Genomic DNA, 12,330 nt, shown 5'->3' with positions numbered 1-12,330 from the left:
TCGGCATTTCCAACACATTGGCATAGCTCTTGTATCGCTCATGACGCACTAGGGAGGGGGGAGAACTTCAACAGTTCTGTCATAAACCTTGGATAACTTAGCCGCTCACGAACGGGGAGAGAGCGCTGAAATGAACGCCGAAGTGAACGTAATCAGCGAGCGGACGTTGCATCCCATGGCTGTAAATAGTGAGTCGCTCCAGATTGTCGCGCACTGGTTGAAGTCCAATGGAACGCGTCAGATCAGGGAACCTGATCCGCGCCGGATGATGATCGAGCGTTACCCCGCTGGCCTGTTCAGCGAGGCCGAACTGGACGCATTGTGGGATGTGATGGAAGGATAAGAAGAACAGACAAGGATTGTAAAAAGCGCTGCCGGGATGGCAGCGCTTTTTTTATGGGCGTGAATCAGAAACTGTAGGTGCCGGTCATGACCAGGCTGCGCGGGGCGCCTGGCTGGATCTGGAACGCGCTGGTGGCCGACGAGTAGTACTCGCGGTCGGTGATGTTGTTCAGCGCTGCGCGCAGGTCCCAGTCCTTGTGGCGGTAGCCGACCAGGGCGTCCCAGCGACCGTAGCCCGGCAACACGGTGGTGTTGGCGTTGTCGGCGTAACGCTGGCCGACCAGCGTCAGGCCGGTTTCGCCGTACCAGCCCATTTCCGGTTTCCAGGTCAGGAACAGGCTGCCGTTGTGTTTGGCCACGTTGTTGACGCGTTTGCCTTCCAGGCCGTTGTTGTCCTTCTCTATGGTCGCGTCCTGCACGCCGACGCCACCGCGCACGTACCAGTTGCCGACGATCTTGCCGGTGCCGGTGAGTTCGATCCCGCGCGAGCGCTGAAGGCCGCTGAGCACGGTCAGGGTCGGGTCGTTCGGATCGGTGGTGCGACGGTTGTAGAGCTCCAGCTCGTAGACGGCGAGGGTGGTACTCAGACGATCGTCGAGCCAGTCGCTCTTCACGCCGATTTCTTTCTGCTTGGTCAGCTCAGGGCTCAGGTCGTTGGTGTTGCCTGGTGCTCCCGGTGTGATACCGATCAGACCGCCGCCGACCGGCGAAAACGTCTTGGTCCACGAGGCGTAGAACGAGTGGTTCTGCAGCGGCGTCCAGACCACGCCGAAACGCGGACTGGTGCTGTGGCTGTCGCGGTCCTCGGAAATGTTGCGCAGCTTGTTGGTCGACTCGATGTCGAAGGTGTCGTAGCGCAGGCCGGCGAGCAATTGCCATTGATCGTTAAGGCGCAGTTGATCCTGAACGTAGATCGCGCGGCTTTCGACTTCAGTGTGGCTGCTGCTCGACACCTGCATGCGCCCGGTGTGGCGCAGGTCGCGGTTGGGGTTGTACAGGTCCAGCGACGGCACCGGTTGGGTACCACGGCCGGTGGCCGCGTTATAGAGCGTCGGGTCGCGGCGCTGGCTGCCGGTTTCGATCCCGGTCAGCAGGCGATGCTCGAGGCCGAAGGTATCGAATCCACCTTCCAGTTCGACGTTGTTGAAGACGTTGCGGGTGGTCAGATCCTGTTGCCAGTGCTGGCGGGTGACCTTGTTGGTCTTCGCGTCGAAACCGGTGAGGTAGGTGTTGTCGAAATCGCTGTCGAGCTTGAACACACCGAGCGTGTGGCGCAGCTGCCAGTTGTCGTTGATTTCATAGCTCAGTTTCGAGCGCAGGGACTGTGCCTTGTCATCAATGAAGTCGTGATCATTGCCGTAGGTCGTGTCCCGGCTAACGTCGGCCGGACGCCCGCCGACTCCGGGAACACCGCGATCCGGCGTGCGGTTGTAGCGGCTGTATTCGTATTGCACCAGCCAGTTCAGGTCAGGCGTGAGCTGCCAGCTCATCGACGGTGCGAACAGTTGGCGGTTGCCGCTGACGCCATCGCGAAAGCTGTTTTCGTCCATGTTGCCCATGTTCAGGCGCAGGCTGATGTTTTCGCTCGGGTCGGCGCTGAGGTCGGCGTACAGACTGCGCAGATCTTCGCTGCCACCCTGGGCCTCGATGGTCGAGCGGCGGCCGAACTCGGGTGCCTTGCTGACGCGGTTGACGATCCCGCCCTGGCTGCCACGGCCGTACAGCACGGCGGCTGGGCCCTTGAGTACTTCGACGCGTTCGATGTTGTGCAGGTCGCGTTTGTACTGGCTGTCGTCGCGGATGCCGTCCAGATAGAAGTCGTTGCTGGCGTCGAAACCACGGATGCGCAGGCTGTCGAAGCGCGTGTCGCCTCCGCCGCTGACATTGGGAATCCCGCTCAGGGCATCTTCGATGTCATTGATGCCGTAATCCGCGACGTTGGCGGTCTTGATCGAATCGATCGCCTGCGGCACGTAGCGCACCGGGGTGGACGTGCGGGTCGCGGTGTTGCTGATCTTCACGCGCGGGTCGTCAGCCTGCGATTCGGCACTGATTGAAGTGGCGGGAAGCTCGGTCGCGGAGTAAGCGAAACCAGAGGACAAAAAGGCAGAAAGCCCAAGCGTGACGGGCATGAGACGGAACGGGGCAGGCATTGAAAAGCGCATCCGAAAGGGTGGAAGAATTCGAGCGCGCGAATGGTAATGCTTTGCATTTGCTTCCGTTAATTATTCCGGGAAAGTTCCGTGGTTTGATTGTGTCAATTTGTTTCTGGCTTGTATCCGGGCGGACAACAATCGCATTCGACCGATTGCCGAAACAGACTGAAAGCCATTTCGGCGTTTTTCCGCAACGGCCGAGGGACTAACGTGGCTGTCATCGATTTCCCGGAGCCTTCCCATGACCCTTCACTACATTTACGACCCTCTGTGCGGCTGGTGCTATGGCGCCAAACCGCTGGTACAAGCCGCACAACAAGTGCTGCCGGTGATCGCCCACGCGGGCGGCATGATGACCGGTGCCAATCGCCAAAGCGTTTCGCCGCAATTGCGCAATTACGTGATGCCGCATGATCGGCGCATCGCCGAATACACCGGTCAGCCGTTCGGCGAAGCCTATTTCGAAGGTCTGTTGCGCGATCACACGGCAGTCTTTGATTCCGCACCACCGATTGCCGCTGTAATGGCAGCGGAAAGCATCGATGGGCGTGGCCTGGAACTGCTGGGTCGTTTGCAAACCGCACACTATGTAGAAGGCCGGCGAATTGCCGATGAAGCCGTGCTCGTGGAATGTGCGGTGGAGCTGGGGTTGGAGGCGGACGTTTTTCGCAAAACACTGCAAGCGACCGACACGGATCAACATATAAAGAACAGCCGCGCACTGCTGGCGAAACTCGGCGGCCAAGGCTTTCCAACCTTCGCGCTCGAACAGAACGGCCAGTTCACACTGATCGATATCGGCCCATGGCTCGGCAAACCGCAGGCTTTTGCGCAATGGTTGAGCGAGTCGTCTGCCACTGCATCACCGTCGGAAACCCTGCCGGTCTGCGGCCTCGACGGCTGCGCTTGAGTCGACATCAAATCCCTGATTACAGGTGTTTCCCGGCAAGTGCTTAGCGCAAAATTTACTTTTTTTAGACGTTTTTCGCCTATTTAAAGACGATTCTTGAAATTGACACATTGTTCAGGGCGCGGCTACGATTCGGCCCAACGCCTGTGGCCAACCGCCATGACTCAAAAATAATAAAAAGGCCCGCCATGACTTTGTCGTGGGCGGGCCTTTTTGTTTCGGGGTGAAAAAAGAGTGCATTAGCGCCGTTTCAGCCGTTCGACACAGCGCGTTTCAACCCGTAATAAGGAAAACAAAATGTTGAACAAGCGGATCAGTCTGATCGCATTGGGGATGTTGAGCGCCACTCAGGCCATGGCTAACGACCAGGCCGAGTCCAAGGGTTTTGTTGAAGACAGCAGCCTCAAAGTGCTGCTGCGCAATGCCTACATCAATCGTGACTATAAAGACGGCAACAAGGACAAATCCGAGTGGGGCCAAGCGGCCATCGGTACGTTCTCGTCCGGTTTCACCCAAGGCACCATCGGTGTCGGTGTTGACGCATTCGGTCTGTACGCCCTGAACCTGGAGCGCAGCGAAGATCGCAGCGGCGCTCAAGGTATCGACTTCTTCAAGAAGGGCGACAGCGGCCACCCGGCCAACGACTTGTCCAAGGGCGGCGCAGCGGTGAAATTCCGCCTGTCCAACACCACCCTGACCTACGGCGACCAGATGCCGGCCCTGCCGGTGCTGAACTACGACAACTCGCGTCTGCTGCCGGAAAGCTACACCGGTACCTTGATCACTTCCAAAGAGATCAAAGGTCTGCAACTGGATGCCGGTCGTTTCACCGCCGAATCGCGCAAGAGCGCTGAAGGCCGTGACAGCGGTGGTCTGAAGTCGATCAACGTGTTGGGCGGTAGCTATCAGTTCACCGAACAGTTCAAGGCTGCGCTGTACGCTTCCGACGTCGAAGACGTGCTGAAGAAGCAATACGTGAACGCCAACTACGTGTTCCCGATCGACAAGGATCAGTCCCTGACCCTGGACTTCAACGGTTACCGCACCAAGCTGGACAACTCCTATGTCCGCGAAAACGGTGTGACCGGCGACGACAACAAGATCTGGAGCCTGGCAGCGACCTTCGCCACCGGTCCGCACTCGTTCACCGTGGCGCACCAGCGTTCCACCGGCGACAGCAACCTGGGTTACGCCTACGGCGGCTACCAGAAAGGTCAAGGTCGCGTGGGTGACGGTGGCAACACCATCTACCTGGCCAACTCCTACTGGTCGGACTTCAACGCTGAAGACGAGCGCAGCTGGCAGTTGGGCTACGGCCTGGACTTCGGCGCATTCGGCGTACCGGGTCTGAGCTACAACTTCGCATACGTGCGTGGCGACAACATCACCACGTCCACCAGCGAAGGCGGCACTGAGCGCGAAATCTTCAACCAGTTCAAGTACGTCGTGCAAAGTGGCCCGGCCAAAGACCTGAGCGTGAAACTGCGCAGCTCGATCCTGCGTGTTTCGCAGAAATCCAGCGAATACAACGTCAGCGGCAACGAGCTGCGTGTGTTCGTGGATTACCCGATCAACATCTTCTGATGATCGGTTAAGGCTGCGAAACGCCATAAAAAACCCCGACTGGTTCGGGGTTTTTTTTTGACGTTTTTTCTGGAAAAAGCATAAAAACCCGTGTTTTTGTCATTTGAAATGCACTTTCAGGCGGTTTCAAATCGCGTTTCAAACAGGGCTTTAAATGCCTGAAATTCTTTCTCATGGACGCAAATTCTCCACCTAATAGATTAGGCCGCTCAATGCAGCGGAGAATTTGGTAATGATCGTTTTAACCAGAGAAGTGGGCGAATCGCTACGGCGTGACAAGTACGCCAATGTGCAGGGTGCTGACTTCAATCTCTACGGTCATTTCGCCGACTTCGTCAGACTGACCAAAAGTTGGGAAAACATGGAGCCTGACAGTTACTACGGTCAGGCCGAAGCCGGCATGCGTTACCGTCGTTACAGCGACTTTGAATACAACCCCAAGACTCGCGAACTCAAGCAGCTTGAGCATCGCGCCTACGTGCAATCCAAGGAAAACAACGCCTATGTGGGCGGCGTTGTGCGGCACTTCCAGGACTTCTCGGATGAAGTGATTACTTCGCCGGTGATGCGCAGCCTGATCGACACCGATTTCGAAGTGTACAAAAGCGTGTTGCCGGAGGAGCTGCACGAGGAAATCTGGCAGTGCCAGATCCATCAGATCCGTATCGAGATCAAACCGGGCAAACAACTGGAAATCACGCCGGAAGGCATTCACTGCGACGGTTATCCGTTCAGCGGCGTGCACTTCTGGGGTCGCAACAATGTCGAGGGCGCCGAAAGCCGTCTGTACGATATTCACGAGCAGCAACTGGCGTCGACGACCTACCAGGAAATTCTCGACACCACTTACTTCCTCGATCGTGACATGCGCCACTACGTGACACCGGCGCGCAACACCCACTCCCATGCCATGGCGTACCGGCAGATTCTGGCGATTTCCTTCTCGCGGCCCGGGACCGCTTTCGACATTGTTCGCTAATCAGATCACTCAAGTAGACGGCGTCGAATGCTCGACGCCCGTGGTGCTGCGGCGCGCGACGGCCAAGGACGCGCAGCGCATGGAGCGCTTCTTCCGCCAGTTCGACGAGGTGTCGTTCTGTGAGTGGCAGGACGCCAAGTGCCTGCGCGGCGTGCTGATCCAGAAAACCACCACGGCGTATCTGGCCTTCGATGTCGAAGGCGAGATCGTCGGCGCAGTGCTGGGCGGCATGCTGGGCAGTCGCGGCACGATCAACCATCTGGCGGTCAGTGCGCGCTATCGCAGCCAGGGCGTTGGCCAGCGGCTGGTGGAAGCGGCGTCGGCCGACATGAAACGGGTCGGTGTGCTGCGGATGTTCCTGTTCGTCGATGATGCTAACCTCGCGGGCAAGCGTTTCTGGACTGCCCAGGGTTTCTGCGAACCTCACGGCGAACGGACATTTGAGAGGGATCTATGAATGAAACATCCGGCAGTGCGCCGCTGATGGTCGACCGTCAGCCGTCGCGCACCTTTGCCGAAGCCAGCCCGGTGGTGGCCGGTTATTTCACCGTGTCGTTCGTGTTCGGGCTGATGGCGGTCAACGCCGGGCTGCCGCTGTGGCTGCCGGTGGCGATGTGTCTGTTCGTGTATGCCGGGGCTTCGCAATTCGCGGCGCTGGCGCTGATCAGCAGCGGGGCGTCGCTGACCACCATCGTGCTGACCACGTTTCTGATCAATGCGCGGCACATGCTGATGTCGGTCTACATGGCGAAGGCCCTGCGGGCGCTGGGCCTGAGCCGCATGGAGCGCTGGTGCTACGCCGGCGGCCTGACCGATGAATCGTTCGCCTTCCACAGCGTCAAGCTGGGCACCGGTGCGCCGGTGAACATCCGTTATCTGATCGGCTTCAACCTGTTCTGCCACACCTCCTGGGTGATTGGCGGATTGCTCGGGGCCCTGTGCGCGCAGTACGCCTCGCACCTGATCAAATACCAGCTCGATTACGCACTGACCGCGATGATGCTCTACGTGCTGGTCTCGCTGTGCAACACCCGCAACAAGCTCATCGCCGCCCTGGCCGCGGTGGTCTGCATGGGCGCGCTGAGCCTGGTTGGCAGCTCGCCGTTCAACGTTTTCATCGCCACGTTTGTGGGCTGCGGAGTGGGTGTATGCCTGACCAAACGTTCCTGATCCTGGTGGTCGCGCTGATGATGGCCGTGACCTTCCTGCCACGGGCCTTGCCGCTGCAAGTCAACACCGAGCACTGGCCGCCCTTCGTCGCCCGGGCGCTGGAATACCTGCCGGTGGCGATCGTAGCTGCGATCAGCCTGACACCCTTGTTGATCAAGGATCAGCACATACAGCTCGATCGCCCGGAATTCTATGCAGCGATTCCGACGCTGTTATGTGCGTATTTCAGCAAAAACCTCTTTCTCAGTGTGGCGGTTGGGACGGCTGCGTACATTGCGCTCGGCTCGTTCATGTAGCGGCAGATCGACCACGTCGTTCAACGCCTGTCCGGACAGATCCGGGTTATTCACCGCCAGGCGCACTTCGAGGAAATCCTCGAACCCGGGGAAAATCGTCAGGCCGTTCTTCTGCGCGGCCTCGCGAGAGACCATGCCGACGGCGTCCATCTGCGTGATGAGCGACAGGGTCAGCGTTTCGCTGCAGGAGTAAATCGTCCGCTGGCTGTTCTCGTGATTGCCCAGCCCGGCGTCGAGAAAACGCAAAAAGCTGTGGGAATACGGACAATCTTCTGCCGGACGCACCTGAAACTTGTTGCCGAGCAACGTCAGCGGATCGTTCTCCTGACCGCAATGAGCACCGACCACCTGCACCTGCACTTCAGGCAGGACAATGCTCGGCAAACCCGGACGCTGCGGGCCGATCAGCACCGCGAGGTCGAAGTCCTCGTTCTTCAGCTTGCTGAGGTTTTCCATCGACTCGGCGTAGCTGAATTCCATCTGATAATCGGGAAACACCTCGATCAGGCGTCCGATCAATCGCCGGTTGAAATCCGGGTCCAGCGTGGTGTTCAACGCCACTTTCAACGTGCGCTGTCCAGGCACCTTCAACGCCTCGACTTTCTCTTCCATCTGCCGCGTGGCAATCAGCACCCGATCCATATAAGGCGTGAGCTCCGTGCCTTGCGGCGTCAGCGTCAGTCCTTTGTTGGAACGGCGAAACAAGCGGAAACCGAACTGCTCTTCGACCTTGTTCAATTGCGCGGCCAGGGCCTGCACAGTCAGGCACGAATGCTCGGCTGCGGCCGACAAGGAGCCGGTCTGCACGATGCGCATCAGGTTGCGTAAGGTTCTGCTATCCATGGGTAATGCCCTCTGAAGTGGGCTGGGTATTGTTGTGTACGTGACGGCCTGAACGGCGCCATTTGCCGGCTATATTCCTGCACCTGAGCATAGTTGTCGCGCAATTAGTAGCGAATTGATGTCCCTGCCGATGGCTGGAGGCTGACACAGGATCGGGGTTTTTGGTGACGCGGGGGTGATTGGGGTCAAAAAAAGTGCACGGTTTGGGTGCGTTTGGACGGGTTCATCAAGAGAAACGACTGACAGGGTTCACACGTTATGCCTGCACGGTGAGCAGATTCATCTCAGGGAAATTGGCGATTGGGCTGATAGCGGACCTTTGTCAAAGCGGATGAAATGGCAGTGAGTTACGACGGTGAGGCCCCGTATATCAACTTCACATTGACCCAAAACGAATCCCCTGACCACAATGCAGAGGTAGCGCCGATGTAGCTACAAAATCACAATGAGGTAATTGAAATGGGTGCACTACTGAAAACCACCGATGTGCGTTGCCGCATTGATGAGGATTTGAAGGCGCGTGCCACTGAGGTTTTGAACGCTTGCGGGCTCAGTATTAGTGATGCCATGCGTCTGTTTCTCCGTCAGGTCGTTGCGACCCAAGGCTTGCCCTTTGAGGTGCGCGTCCCTTCAGAGAAGACCGCCCGCGCGATGATGGAAGCACGAGATATTCGCCAGCGTTTCGACTCGATAGACGAGATGCTGAGGGCTGCCGATGGCGAAACCGGAGAAAAGACAAAAACGCGCTGAACGGCCTAAGCAGGCTTCACAAACGTCCGAGTTCAAGAAGTCCTGGGATCGTTACGAGCGTGCCGGGCGTCGAGATATGAATGAAGTTCGTAAGGTGATGGTCATGTTGTTTTTGGGCGAACAGTTGCCTGCGGAGTATGTGGATCATGCTCTGAACGGTGATTGGTCTGGATTTCGCGAGTGTCACATCGGCGGTGACTTTTTGATGATTTACGAAAACACACGCCCAGATTTGATCACCTTCGTTGACTTGGGTACTCACTCCGAACTGTTCAAATAGCGCACACAAAAAAGCCGACATCACTGTCGGCTTTTTTGTTGAAGTCGCTCGATATTCTGCTCCCTCAAGCAGGGGAGAAGAGGTCTCACCCGAACGCTGATTTTCAGGTCATCAACGGGGTTCCTAACGCCGGCTATCGCCACCTGATGGCAGCCGGTTTCGCGCTCTTGGGGGGATTCTCTGTTACTGAACTTCGGATTGTCAATTCATTACACCACCTCACAAATGAAGTACCCCCCCCCTACTTTTTCCCCTCCCGCCGCACGCCTAAATTGAGCTCCAACACCTGACCATCATCCCGAGGGCAGGTCACTGGAGTAGTCGTCATGCCATTTGTCAGCGTACGCATCACCCGCGACGGTGTTACCCGTGAGCAGAAAGCTCAGGTGATCGCCGAAATCACTGAAACCCTGGAACGCGTCCTCAACAAACGTCCGGACCTGACCCACATCGTGATCGAAGAAGTCGACACCGATAACTGGGGCTACGCCGGCATCACCACCACCGAATACCGCCGACAACTGGCGGAACGGGGCCAGTCATGACCCCGACCGTAACCATCGATTTCGTTTCCGACGTGGTGTGCCCCTGGTGCGCACTCGGGGTGACAGCGCTGGAGCAGGCGATCGGCAATCTGGCCGGCGAGGTTGCGGTGGAGCTGACTTACAAGCCCTTCGAACTCAACCCGGACATGCCCGCCGAAGGCGAACCGGCCGTGCAGCACCTAATGCGCAAATACGGCCGCACCGCCGAAGACGTCGCCGCCGGCAAGAAGATGCAGATCGAGCGCGGCAAGGCCATCGGTTTCGAGTTCGACCTGGAGAAACGCACGCACTTTCACAACACCTTCGATGCCCACCGATTGCTGATGTGGGCGGCGCAGGAAGGGCGACAGATCGCGCTGAAAAAGATCCTGCTGCGCGCTTACTTCCGCGACGGCGACAACCCCAACGATCACCCGACGCTGATCCGTCTGGCGACCGAAGCGGGACTGGATGCAGCGAGGGCCCGCAAGGTGCTGGCCAACGACGAATTCGCCAGTGAAGTACGGCAACTGCAAGCGTTTTACCGGCAGCACGGAATCAACTCGGTGCCCGCGCTGATCCTGAACGGCAAGCACCTGGTGTCCGGTTCGCAATCGGTCGAGTACTACGAACAAATGCTGAAACAACTGGCTACCGCCTGATTCAACACCTACTTATTGATTGAGGATTTCATCATGAGCAACTCGAAAAAAACCGTCGTCATCACTGGTGCTTCCCAAGGTCTGGGCGAAGGCATGGTCAAAGCCTTCCGTGAGCTGGGCTACAACATTGTCGCCACCTCGCGCTCGATCAAACCGTCGAACGACCCGCAGATCCTGACCATCGCCGGCGACATCGGCGACCCGGCCACCGCACAGCGCGTGATCAGCGAAGGCGTGGCCCGCTTCGGCCGCATCGACACCCTGGTCAACAACGCCGGCATCTTCGTCGCCAAACCGTTCACCGCCTACACCCCGGAAGACTACGCGGCGGTGCTGTCGGTCAACCTCAACGGCTTCTTCTACATCACCCAACTGGCCATCGCCGAAATGGAAAAACAGGGCAAGGGCCACGTGGTCAACATCACCACCAGCCTGACCGACCACGCGCTCGACGGCGTACCCTCGGTCCTGGCGTCGCTGACCAAGGGCGGCCTCAACGCCGCCACCAAATCCCTGGCCATCGAATACGCCAAGCGCGGAATCCGGGTGAACGCGGTATCGCCGGGCATCATCAAGACGCCGATGCATGGCGAGGAAACCCATGCGGCACTGGGCGCGCTGCACCCGGTTGGGCACATGGGCGAGATCGACGACATTGCGCAGGCGGTGGTGTATCTCGATAACGCGAAGTTTGTGACTGGCGAGATTCTGCATGTGGATGGCGGGCAGAGCGCTGGGCACTGATTGATGCGGTAACACAAAGCCCTTGCAGCGATGCGAGGGCTTTTTTGTGGGCGACGGTTTACGGATCTGGACTCAGCACTTTGACCGCGTCATCGACCAGCGCCTTGCTCAACTCCTGCAAATATTGCGAGGCGCAGGTGTGGAGTTCTGGGTCGTTGGCGGCGGAAGTATCTGATGTGAGTAGTTTGGAAATGTGGAGCAGATGGGAGGCGTGGGAGAGGGCGGTGACGACCGGCACGCCGGGGTTGGTGCGGAAGAGTGCGTGATTGGAGTGGAAGAAAAAATGGGTGAGGCCGAGGGTTTTCAGATCGTGGGGATTGGTCATGGCTTCACCTACCGTTTGCTGGAAGGTGGAAAGGGCAGACCTTGGACGGATCGATGCTAATCATTTGTGAAACTCCCTGTATCAAATGAGCGCTGCCACTTCGTTCTCAGGCGAAAGGGTGGCAGCTATGCGCAGGCTGAGAAACCGGAGATACAGGAACCCGGCAGGTCCGAGGACCTCCCACGCACAGCCGCCATTGCACGGAAATGCAGGCACAAAAAAACGCCGGCAAACGTGGGTTGGGGCGCTGGTGCGCCTGCATCTTACGCGGGTTCTCAGGCCCGGTCGCTGAATTGGCAGCGATGGGTTTGACGGTAGCTTGGGTGTGGTTTGTGCGCAATCGTGGCTAGGTGGTGGCGGGCTGATGTTCTTGGAAGAAATCTATACCCTTTGATCACCAAGCAACTGAAGGACAAATCAGCGATGGTCAATGAACTGGAGCAATTCCAGCAGGACTTTCTGGACTCTGTCCGCCAAATGAAGGCGGGAAAAGCAGCCTGTGTGACAGAGGTGCCACTTCCGGCGGCCGCTAAAGTGGGTGTTTCGCAAAGTGCATTTGCCAAGTTGATCGGCGTGAGTTTGCGGACGTTGAAGGATTGAGAGCAAGGCCGCAGGCAGCCGACAGGTGCAGCACAGACACTGTTACGTGTTGCTAGCCAGCATCCGGAAGCATTGCGGTACTTGCAGTCAGCCTGAGGTGAAATCGTCTACGGATTGTTTCGACTAGAAACTGGCAACACGGTTGCCGATGATCGGAAGTGTGGA

15 protein-coding genes and 1 pseudogene are annotated in these 12,330 nt (G+C 58.0%); 13 read left to right on the top strand and 3 right to left on the bottom strand.

Translation table 11 applies throughout. From position 1 onward, the window contains the following. Positions 1 to 130 precede the first annotated feature (130 nt). Positions 131 to 343 (top strand): hypothetical protein, encoded by a 213-nt coding sequence (locus ACW9HX_RS13490; RefSeq protein WP_065257771.1) that lies wholly within the window; start codon positions 131 to 133, stop codon positions 341 to 343. A gap of 64 nt (positions 344 to 407) precedes the next feature. On the opposite strand, the gene ACW9HX_RS13485 is transcribed toward ACW9HX_RS13490, so the two are convergent. Then, positions 408 to 2,495, bottom strand: a complete 2,088-nt coding sequence (locus ACW9HX_RS13485) for a TonB-dependent receptor (protein ID WP_457380987.1) — start codon at positions 2,493 to 2,495, stop codon at positions 408 to 410. Between the two features lie 244 nt (positions 2,496 to 2,739). Between ACW9HX_RS13485 and ACW9HX_RS13480 the strand changes: the two genes are divergently transcribed. The 6 genes from ACW9HX_RS13480 to ACW9HX_RS13455 all read left to right on the top strand — a co-directional run bounded on the left by ACW9HX_RS13480 (position 2,740) and on the right by ACW9HX_RS13455 (position 7,437). Then, a complete protein-coding gene (locus ACW9HX_RS13480; protein WP_457380986.1) occupies positions 2,740 to 3,408 on the top strand; it encodes a DsbA family protein in 669 nt (222 codons plus the stop codon). Between the two features lie 297 nt (positions 3,409 to 3,705). Then, the gene (locus tag ACW9HX_RS13475) at positions 3,706 to 4,992 is read left to right on the top strand and encodes an OprD family porin (RefSeq protein WP_457380985.1); all 1,287 of its coding nucleotides are present in this window, start codon (positions 3,706 to 3,708) and stop codon (positions 4,990 to 4,992) included. Between the two features lie 232 nt (positions 4,993 to 5,224). Further along, positions 5,225 to 5,971 (top strand): 2OG-Fe dioxygenase family protein, encoded by a 747-nt coding sequence (locus ACW9HX_RS13470; protein ID WP_457380984.1) that lies wholly within the window; start codon positions 5,225 to 5,227, stop codon positions 5,969 to 5,971. A 79-nt stretch (positions 5,972 to 6,050) separates the two neighbouring features. Then, positions 6,051 to 6,428 (top strand): GNAT family N-acetyltransferase, encoded by a 378-nt coding sequence (locus ACW9HX_RS13465; protein ID WP_096821986.1) that lies wholly within the window; start codon positions 6,051 to 6,053, stop codon positions 6,426 to 6,428. After that, positions 6,425 to 7,141, top strand: coding sequence for an AzlC family ABC transporter permease (locus tag ACW9HX_RS13460; RefSeq protein ID WP_085608636.1), 717 nt, complete (start codon positions 6,425 to 6,427; stop codon positions 7,139 to 7,141). The genes ACW9HX_RS13465 and ACW9HX_RS13460 overlap by 4 nt, the downstream gene beginning before the upstream one ends. Further along, positions 7,120 to 7,437 carry an AzlD domain-containing protein gene (locus ACW9HX_RS13455; RefSeq protein WP_007952614.1) on the top strand — a complete coding sequence of 106 codons (318 nt, stop codon included), beginning with the start codon at positions 7,120 to 7,122 and terminating at the stop codon, positions 7,435 to 7,437. The genes ACW9HX_RS13460 and ACW9HX_RS13455 overlap by 22 nt, the downstream gene beginning before the upstream one ends. Here the strand turns inward: ACW9HX_RS13455 and ACW9HX_RS13450 are convergent. Continuing rightward, entirely contained in the window at positions 7,354 to 8,280 is a 927-nt protein-coding gene (locus tag ACW9HX_RS13450) for a LysR family transcriptional regulator (protein WP_085647967.1), read from the bottom strand. The genes ACW9HX_RS13455 and ACW9HX_RS13450 overlap by 84 nt on opposite strands. Positions 8,281 to 8,739: 459 nt before the next feature. On the opposite strand from ACW9HX_RS13450, the gene ACW9HX_RS13445 reads away from it, so the two are divergent. The 5 genes from ACW9HX_RS13445 (at position 8,740) to ACW9HX_RS13425 (ending at position 11,240) form a co-directional block, all read left to right on the top strand. After that, complete coding sequence (locus ACW9HX_RS13445; RefSeq protein WP_085712741.1) at positions 8,740 to 9,030, top strand: type II toxin-antitoxin system RelB/DinJ family antitoxin; 291 nt, start codon at positions 8,740 to 8,742, stop codon at positions 9,028 to 9,030. Beyond that, a complete protein-coding gene (locus tag ACW9HX_RS13440) occupies positions 8,996 to 9,310 on the top strand; it encodes a type II toxin-antitoxin system YafQ family toxin (RefSeq protein WP_119428637.1) in 315 nt (104 codons plus the stop codon). The genes ACW9HX_RS13445 and ACW9HX_RS13440 overlap by 35 nt, the downstream gene beginning before the upstream one ends. Positions 9,311 to 9,636: 326 nt before the next feature. Then, the gene (locus tag ACW9HX_RS13435) at positions 9,637 to 9,855 is read left to right on the top strand and encodes a tautomerase family protein (protein ID WP_007952610.1); all 219 of its coding nucleotides are present in this window, start codon (positions 9,637 to 9,639) and stop codon (positions 9,853 to 9,855) included. Next, a complete protein-coding gene (locus ACW9HX_RS13430) occupies positions 9,852 to 10,496 on the top strand; it encodes a DsbA family oxidoreductase (RefSeq protein ID WP_457380983.1) in 645 nt (214 codons plus the stop codon). Before ACW9HX_RS13435 ends, ACW9HX_RS13430 begins: the two co-directional genes overlap by 4 nt. A 33-nt stretch (positions 10,497 to 10,529) precedes the next feature. Next, a complete protein-coding gene (locus tag ACW9HX_RS13425; RefSeq protein WP_457380982.1) occupies positions 10,530 to 11,240 on the top strand; it encodes an SDR family NAD(P)-dependent oxidoreductase in 711 nt (236 codons plus the stop codon). 58 nt (positions 11,241 to 11,298) lie between these two features. On the opposite strand, the gene ACW9HX_RS13420 is transcribed toward ACW9HX_RS13425, so the two are convergent. Continuing rightward, positions 11,299 to 11,565: a DUF3077 domain-containing protein gene (locus tag ACW9HX_RS13420; protein WP_457380981.1), complete on the bottom strand. Its 267-nt coding sequence runs from the start codon at positions 11,563 to 11,565 to the stop codon at positions 11,299 to 11,301. Positions 11,566 to 11,988: 423 nt separating this feature from the next. On the opposite strand from ACW9HX_RS13420, the pseudogene ACW9HX_RS13415 reads away from it, so the two are divergent. After that, positions 11,989 to 12,261: pseudogene (locus tag ACW9HX_RS13415) on the top strand (helix-turn-helix domain-containing protein). Positions 12,262 to 12,330 lie beyond the last annotated feature (69 nt).

It is taken from the genome of Pseudomonas sp. SDO52101_S400 (genome assembly GCF_054071635.1).
The sequence above is the reverse complement of the archived record's forward strand: the minus strand, read 5'-3'. Positions and strand labels throughout refer to the sequence as shown.

Excerpts from the sequence above, each read along its gene's own strand:
- ACW9HX_RS13490 (WP_065257771.1), top strand. The coding sequence starts at position 131 with ATGAACGCCGAAGTGAACGTAATCAGCGAGCGGACGTTGCATCCCATG.
- ACW9HX_RS13485 (WP_457380987.1), bottom strand. The coding sequence starts at position 2,495 with ATGCCTGCCCCGTTCCGTCTCATGCCCGTCACGCTTGGGCTTTCTGCC.
- ACW9HX_RS13480 (WP_457380986.1), top strand. The coding sequence starts at position 2,740 with ATGACCCTTCACTACATTTACGACCCTCTGTGCGGCTGGTGCTATGGC.
- ACW9HX_RS13475 (WP_457380985.1), top strand. The coding sequence starts at position 3,706 with ATGTTGAACAAGCGGATCAGTCTGATCGCATTGGGGATGTTGAGCGCC.
- ACW9HX_RS13470 (WP_457380984.1), top strand. The coding sequence starts at position 5,225 with ATGATCGTTTTAACCAGAGAAGTGGGCGAATCGCTACGGCGTGACAAG.
- ACW9HX_RS13465 (WP_096821986.1), top strand. The coding sequence starts at position 6,051 with ATGGAGCGCTTCTTCCGCCAGTTCGACGAGGTGTCGTTCTGTGAGTGG.
- ACW9HX_RS13460 (WP_085608636.1), top strand. The coding sequence starts at position 6,425 with ATGAATGAAACATCCGGCAGTGCGCCGCTGATGGTCGACCGTCAGCCG.
- ACW9HX_RS13455 (WP_007952614.1), top strand. The coding sequence starts at position 7,120 with ATGCCTGACCAAACGTTCCTGATCCTGGTGGTCGCGCTGATGATGGCC.
- ACW9HX_RS13450 (WP_085647967.1), bottom strand. The coding sequence starts at position 8,280 with ATGGATAGCAGAACCTTACGCAACCTGATGCGCATCGTGCAGACCGGC.
- ACW9HX_RS13445 (WP_085712741.1), top strand. The coding sequence starts at position 8,740 with ATGGGTGCACTACTGAAAACCACCGATGTGCGTTGCCGCATTGATGAG.
- ACW9HX_RS13440 (WP_119428637.1), top strand. The coding sequence starts at position 8,996 with ATGGCGAAACCGGAGAAAAGACAAAAACGCGCTGAACGGCCTAAGCAG.
- ACW9HX_RS13435 (WP_007952610.1), top strand. The coding sequence starts at position 9,637 with ATGCCATTTGTCAGCGTACGCATCACCCGCGACGGTGTTACCCGTGAG.
- ACW9HX_RS13430 (WP_457380983.1), top strand. The coding sequence starts at position 9,852 with ATGACCCCGACCGTAACCATCGATTTCGTTTCCGACGTGGTGTGCCCC.
- ACW9HX_RS13425 (WP_457380982.1), top strand. The coding sequence starts at position 10,530 with ATGAGCAACTCGAAAAAAACCGTCGTCATCACTGGTGCTTCCCAAGGT.
- ACW9HX_RS13420 (WP_457380981.1), bottom strand. The coding sequence starts at position 11,565 with ATGACCAATCCCCACGATCTGAAAACCCTCGGCCTCACCCATTTTTTC.